This window comes from Desulfoluna spongiiphila (assembly GCF_900101345.1).
Lineage (GTDB): Bacteria > Desulfobacterota > Desulfobacteria > Desulfobacterales > Desulfolunaceae > Desulfoluna > Desulfoluna spongiiphila.
Map to the genome: position 1 here is coordinate 79798 of NZ_FMUX01000026.1, position 6000 is coordinate 85797.

Below are 6000 nucleotides of genomic sequence, written 5' to 3' on the forward strand. Positions count from 1 at the left end.
AGTTCTCTCCCAGATATTGACAAGTTTTTTAAATTGAAAAATTGAGATGTCAGGAGTATGACTAAAAACGCTGGTTTGGAATGACGGTGCCAGAATCACAGGGGCCTGCCCCGTGGACAGGGTCTGTTCGGGCACCCTCGATACATTAGTATTGTACACGAAGCCTTTTTACATGGGGGTACTAAAACCCAAACATGGAAAATACCCCTGTCGATTTTTTCACTTTTTGCAGTGAATACACGATACATTGAACAAAAGCCCATTTAATATGGGTAATATACAAAAAGCTCACCGGATATTCACAATATTGGCCGGAAATTATGAATCAACCATTCGATTTTCGAGAGAATACCGACGGTACTTTCAGTATCATGATTAAAGACTGCTCAAACTCTATACTAAATAGTATCATTAATCCTCAGATCCCGTATGTATGGTGCGTAAACCATTACATAGAAGATGAGCACAAGTGGGTTGAGCGAAAGGTTAATTTATCAAAAGATGGACCTCTTCAAAAGGTATTTGTGAGAAGTGCAAGCTTCGACTTTTTTATGGAAACAGAGAAATATCTCCCTTGCGTAGCTGAGTTCCAACACCAAGGAAATCTTCTTCTTCAGTGCAAGAATCAAATCCCACAATCTCTACATTATTTGAAATTGCCAAAGGAACAACGGAGAAGGATTCTTATTCAAAATGGTATTTACTCTGAGTTCTACCTTCCTCATGAGAGAGAGATTGCTTCGTTTACATGCGTTGATCGATCCTTCATCGAAATCGTTATGGATAGACTGCTCAAATAATCCGGCCAACACCGATGTGGAAATCCTCATTGACACAGAGAACAATTCATCAAACAGATTACCGAGACATATAGTATGGAAAACCGGTAGGTTTGGCAGAGATAGTGAGTTTGTATTCCGAGAATTTTCAAACCCAAATGAGCCATATTCGAAATCCAGTTTATCATTTGTCACTGGTCAATGTCTTAAAACGGGACTGTTGATTTCTGTACCATATCAAAGCGTGTCATTCGAAATTTCTGAGATATAACAAATCGTGTATAAGAGCCCCTGCCTTACCGTGCCGAGCTCGCGGTCCCATACTATACTGTTTAACGCATATTTAATGAGGTAAATAATTATCAAAGAGCCATCAATATATGAAGAACTTCATTGGGGTGTGTTCAATTTTATGGGAAAATTGTTCGGCATTCTTATGTCAATATGGTCGGTACTTTTTGCCATTTGTTTTATTATAGATCAAATTAGTTCTCAGAATGATTGGTTTGGATTCTCAGTATTTGGAACAATTTTGGCTGTGTTTGGTTGCGTTCTTCTGTTTTTTCTGGGCGTTGCTTTCCTTAAGGCTAAGCCATATTATCCAAAAGAGTACCGAGAATATTTCAAAAAAAAGCATACAGTAATAAAATAAACTCGGTCATCAAAAACGGCACCTCTCGAGAAAGGGGTCAAACCTACACATTTGAAATCCTTGCTATCCGAGCAGCTTTTTATGCTGAAAAAATTGATATCGAGACGGCTGAGATCAAGCCTAATCGTGCTTGAGAGGTGGGCATTGAACCGCCTCCACAAACACCATGCGTCAGCATGGTAAGCCTAAAAGGCTTATGATTCAGAGCCTTAGCACGCCCAAGGGCAAATTCTGCAATAGCAGACGTATGGTCACCACTGAACCGGTCTTGGGCAACACCGACGGCACTCTCAGCCTGGAGTGATTTACCCTTAGGGGCCGGCCCAGTTTGATACGCAATGGAAACTCTTTGCCATGGTTCACAACATAGGGAAGCTGGCTCCATATGCATGGTGTTGAGCAAGAGGATGCTGCTTGAGAACCTATCTTTGGGCATTTGATGGCAGCAAAATACGGACCTGCCCCGCCAAGTGGGGCCACATAAAGATCAGATATGGCATGAGTATTTTCGCTGGATGAATCATATTCTCGGCTGAAAACGTAGCTTTAAAATCAGCATAGAGAGGCATTCCTGATAAAGGGGTTATTCTACAAGCTCCTTGGCAAGGTCGCCCGGAAATGCTGGTCCAAACGTCATGGCGCTGAGGCGATAAAACTCAGTGGAGGGATCTTTGTGGACATGCTGGTCTACGAGGGTTCAATCAACCAATATCACGCTGAAGAGTACGTCAAGCATCAGACGCCAGCTGAACCGGACGATGATTTTCATGTTGCGTCGTGCCTGTCGTCGGCCGGATGGCTTACCGATCCTGTATTCTGTTGTAACCCTAAGCCACCGACTTCAGTCGGTGGGGTATGCATAAAGGCATAAAATGCATTTTTTTATTATTATAAACGTGTTTTTTTTAATTATACTCACAATTATAGTAAATAAAAATGTTACTACAGGATTTGATGAAAAGGTTCTTGCCTGGTTTGACTCTATAGAAAGTTTGACTCTAAACTCGTTTTTAATTCTTATTACTTGGCTTGGATCACTTTGGATTTTATTGCCCACATTGGCTGGCATAACAATAGGTTTGTTATTTTATGGTTATCGCATGGCTGCCATTGTGTTCAATATAGGCTTTATAGGCGCAGTATCCACGACTTATATCATGAAGTCCCTCATAGAGCGGCCAAGGCCTGAACTATTTGAAAACATAACGACTATGCCTTATGATTCTTCATATCCAAGTGCGCATACGACACAGGCTTTTGCCTTTGCATTGATGTTGTCACTATTAGTTTACTCACTGGACACCACTTTTAAAACGTCTTTAGCATCACTGTTTTTAAGCTTTGCTGTCATGGTTGGGATCTCCAGGATGTATCTTCAAGTTCATTTCCCCAGTGATGTGATAGCAGGCGTATTGATAGCATCAATATGGACTGGCATCGTTATATATCTCATAAACTTGGGGGTTCTCAGATGAAAAATAAGCTATTAGGCACAGGGGAGGATGGATATAATCCTCTTCGTAAATTCAAGGTGATTATGCAAGGTTTGCGTTATTCTGCATCTGATTTTTCTGTTTTGCACAAATTTATGATTTCGGTTGTCATTTTAATACCTGTTGTGATTTACAATGGTGCCTTAGATGCGTCTATTATTGTATTGGCTACGGTATTTATGTTGAGTGCTGAGATGTTCAATACCAGTATAGAAGCCATTTGTGATTTCATCCATCCCGAGTATCATGACAAAATCGGGATCATCAAAGATATCGCAGCAGCAGCTACAGGCTTGGCTATTTTTGCTTGGCTACTTGTATTGGTTGTTGAAATTGTTGAGGTTGTTGGGCATATGTAGGGTCTTCTGAGACATTAATGCCATCTTTTATGATTGCCAATCGGGTAACCAGGGGTTTCTCTCTCCCAGCCTCACACCTCCCGGCATGCTGGTCCGTAAAGAACCGTTCACGAAAATGTCCAAGCCGTAGCCAGGAAATAGGGAAAAGAAAAGACCTTGTAATAAGTTGACGGTTCTGATTTTAACCTTCAAAGGTACGTGACTCACGCCGCGCCTGTTTCAGACTCCTCCTATCGGATATATTGTAGCAACAGTTCACATGGTTGCACCGTTGTTCTTCATGTTCGGCACTTCAGTGGAGTGAGTCCTCCAGCGATTACCTCGGGGTGTCTCGCGGCTCGTTTCCAAACGGCACTCCGTCCATGACGCGGTCCTACACCTACCATGACCTCTGCTGACTCCTGCTCGAACACTGACTGTGTTGCCACATCCTGCGCTGCAATCTGACCGCAAAGTCGAACTGGCCTTCCCGGACTCTTTTGAGTGCCCCTTGAGGGGTATAAGAACGCGATCTTTCTATCCACAACCGCAGCATTTTCCATATCTCTTCGAATCCTGGACTTCGTCATGTTGTGCTGACTCATCCAGAGACTTGCTCTTGTAAGCTGGTGACTCAAAACGTCCTGCTACCAACCCTTCGGGCCCGAATCAATACGCCCCCCCCCCTTGCTCCTGGCGGTTTGTCTGTTCGTCGGCTCGTAAATTTGCCATAGAGTGACCACTCCCTCCGATCATTCTCGCTGATGCTCGTGATTCCACTCTGCTCCATCTCCGCACGGTGCCTCCCTTGCCTTAGACTAGTGCTTATGCTAAACCGTTGTTTGATCACAATGATTCACGCACAGAGGACTTCCCGGTTAAACTTCCGGGTCACCTCATAAAATTGCCCCCATGCCGGGCGTACACAAGTCATTGCACCGGACGGGTACAGCTGGGCGTTTCCAAGCGATTCCGGCTCTCAAACAGTTTAACCTATTCACCGTTGCCGGTCCTCGTCGCACACCCGGTGAATTCCAGTGTTATCAGCTAGCCACCATGAACATGACGAACTTCAAAAAGATTATTTACAGCATTGCCCAAGCGCAGGGCATGACAGTTGGCACATTCCATGAGGCCAGCATCACCCCCAACTTCCACGCGTGTCAACTAAGTCATCCACATGGCCTTACACTATTTGTGTTGTGCTCAATCAATGATGATTGGGCATTTGCTAAGACGTTCCACCCCATGACATGGGGGCTCGAATTCACTGATCATTCTGGCCTGGCAAGCAGTCTCCGTGAAAGCTATGGTATCGAGGTATTGGTAAAAAAGGAACTTGATGGTCCATTCTCAAGCAGGCCATATCTGCATAACTACGATATCAAACACTGGAAGCCGAAAACCCTGGGTGAGGGATTATTCAATTGGTGGGATTAAAGAAAAAGGGGGTCGCTTTGGAAGCAGTTGGTTTTTGTTAGCCATACCGGGTGATTTGCTGTTTTTAAAATATGCTTACTTACTCTTTGTATTATGTTTTTTATAGCAATATTTTTTTTCACTGAAAGCCATTTTGTCAATTGAAAACTTATTGTTATGAAGTACTGTATCTCAACAGGCATATCCGAATTCAGCATTCCCCTATTGCCCTTACCGAAACACTTTTTTTAAAAAAGCCCCTTGCACATGGACCAGGCTACGTTTCGTAGTTTTGAGGTTTATCGTTATTCGCGCCTACACCTAAGATGAGGGCAAACCGACACATTTCATGCACTTGCCATCGAGCAACTATTTACGCTTAAAGAATTAATATCGAGACTGCTAAGATTAGGCCTAAATGACTATACGTAAAGCAACCCCAGATGATTCGAATGAGTTAACCGACATTTCATTTATGTCAAAAAAACACTGGAATTACCCTGACCATTATTTTGATATATGGAACGCAGAGCTAACGATTACACCTGAGTATGTACAAAAAAATCATGTCTTCGTTATTGAAGACTCTGGTATCAGGGGATTCTATTCTGTTATCAAGCTTCAGACTGAAATCACTCTTTCAGAGTTCACCATGCGACCTGGAACATGGCTGGATCATGTTTTTATTAGACCTGAATACATTGGCATGGGCTACGGAAGGTCACTGATGGGTCATCTTGCAGAACAGTCCCAGACACAAAAGTGGGCACAAATTCAAATCCTTGCAGATCCCAATTCAAGAAATTTTTATAAAAAAATGGGCGTTTCTTACATCAAAGAAGTCCCATCAAATATTGAAAACAGGACCGTTTCATATTTCATTTGGAACCAACCGTTTTCAATACCCTGAAGCCCACAGACAATGAAACGAGCCCTTAACAGATACTGGTGCCAAACCATCCTGTTGGCAGGTTAACCACTCGATTATATATAAGGTTTCTTGAACAAAAGGCGACATATGGTACAACACTGTTGTCCAAAATAGGATTTGACCGGAAGTAAACCGGTGAGAATTTGAAAAGATGCTCCTTATAAGGCATGGTTAAGTTTGCAAACAAAGACCTCGCCAAACAAGGAGCATATCAATGGTACGTCATTCCAGCCTTTTCAGTCAAATCGTAGGTTTTTTTGACCGTAACCAGTTTGCCCGTTTAGTCTCCAAGCACGACGCAGAAAGAAACTCGAAGGGCTTCAAGTGCTGGGATCATTTTGTTTCCATGCTTTTTTGCCAAATAGCCCAAGCAAAAAGCCTCCGAGAA

5 protein-coding genes are annotated in these 6000 nt (G+C 42.9%); all 5 read left to right on the forward strand.

Annotated elements, in window-relative coordinates:
- Positions 1 to 2303 precede the first annotated feature (2303 nt).
- Positions 2304 to 2906, forward strand: coding sequence for a phosphatase PAP2 family protein (locus tag BLQ12_RS24260; RefSeq protein ID WP_092215126.1), 603 nt, complete (start codon positions 2304 to 2306; stop codon positions 2904 to 2906).
- Positions 2903 to 3283 (forward strand): diacylglycerol kinase, encoded by a 381-nt coding sequence (locus tag BLQ12_RS24265; RefSeq protein ID WP_175470047.1) that lies wholly within the window; start codon positions 2903 to 2905, stop codon positions 3281 to 3283. The genes BLQ12_RS24260 and BLQ12_RS24265 overlap by 4 nt, the downstream gene beginning before the upstream one ends.
- 1035 nt (positions 3284 to 4318) lie before the next feature.
- Positions 4319 to 4702: a hypothetical protein gene (locus BLQ12_RS24270; protein ID WP_139164097.1), complete on the forward strand. Its 384-nt coding sequence runs from the start codon at positions 4319 to 4321 to the stop codon at positions 4700 to 4702.
- 397 nt (positions 4703 to 5099) lie between these two features.
- Positions 5100 to 5591 carry a GNAT family N-acetyltransferase gene (locus BLQ12_RS24275; protein ID WP_092215132.1) on the forward strand — a complete coding sequence of 164 codons (492 nt, stop codon included), beginning with the start codon at positions 5100 to 5102 and terminating at the stop codon, positions 5589 to 5591.
- 235 nt (positions 5592 to 5826) lie between these two features.
- On the forward strand, positions 5827 to 6000 hold a 174-nt coding region (locus BLQ12_RS24280), incomplete at its 3' end, for a DUF4372 domain-containing protein (protein ID WP_139164098.1).

Bases quoted from the DNA above. Each gene is read 5' to 3' on its own strand.
- BLQ12_RS24270 (WP_139164097.1), top strand. From the start codon at position 4,319: ATGAACATGACGAACTTCAAAAAGATTATTTACAGCATTGCCCAAGCG.
- BLQ12_RS24265 (WP_175470047.1), top strand. From the start codon at position 2,903: ATGAAAAATAAGCTATTAGGCACAGGGGAGGATGGATATAATCCTCTT.
- BLQ12_RS24260 (WP_092215126.1), top strand. From the start codon at position 2,304: ATGCATTTTTTTATTATTATAAACGTGTTTTTTTTAATTATACTCACA.
- BLQ12_RS24275 (WP_092215132.1), top strand. From the start codon at position 5,100: ATGACTATACGTAAAGCAACCCCAGATGATTCGAATGAGTTAACCGAC.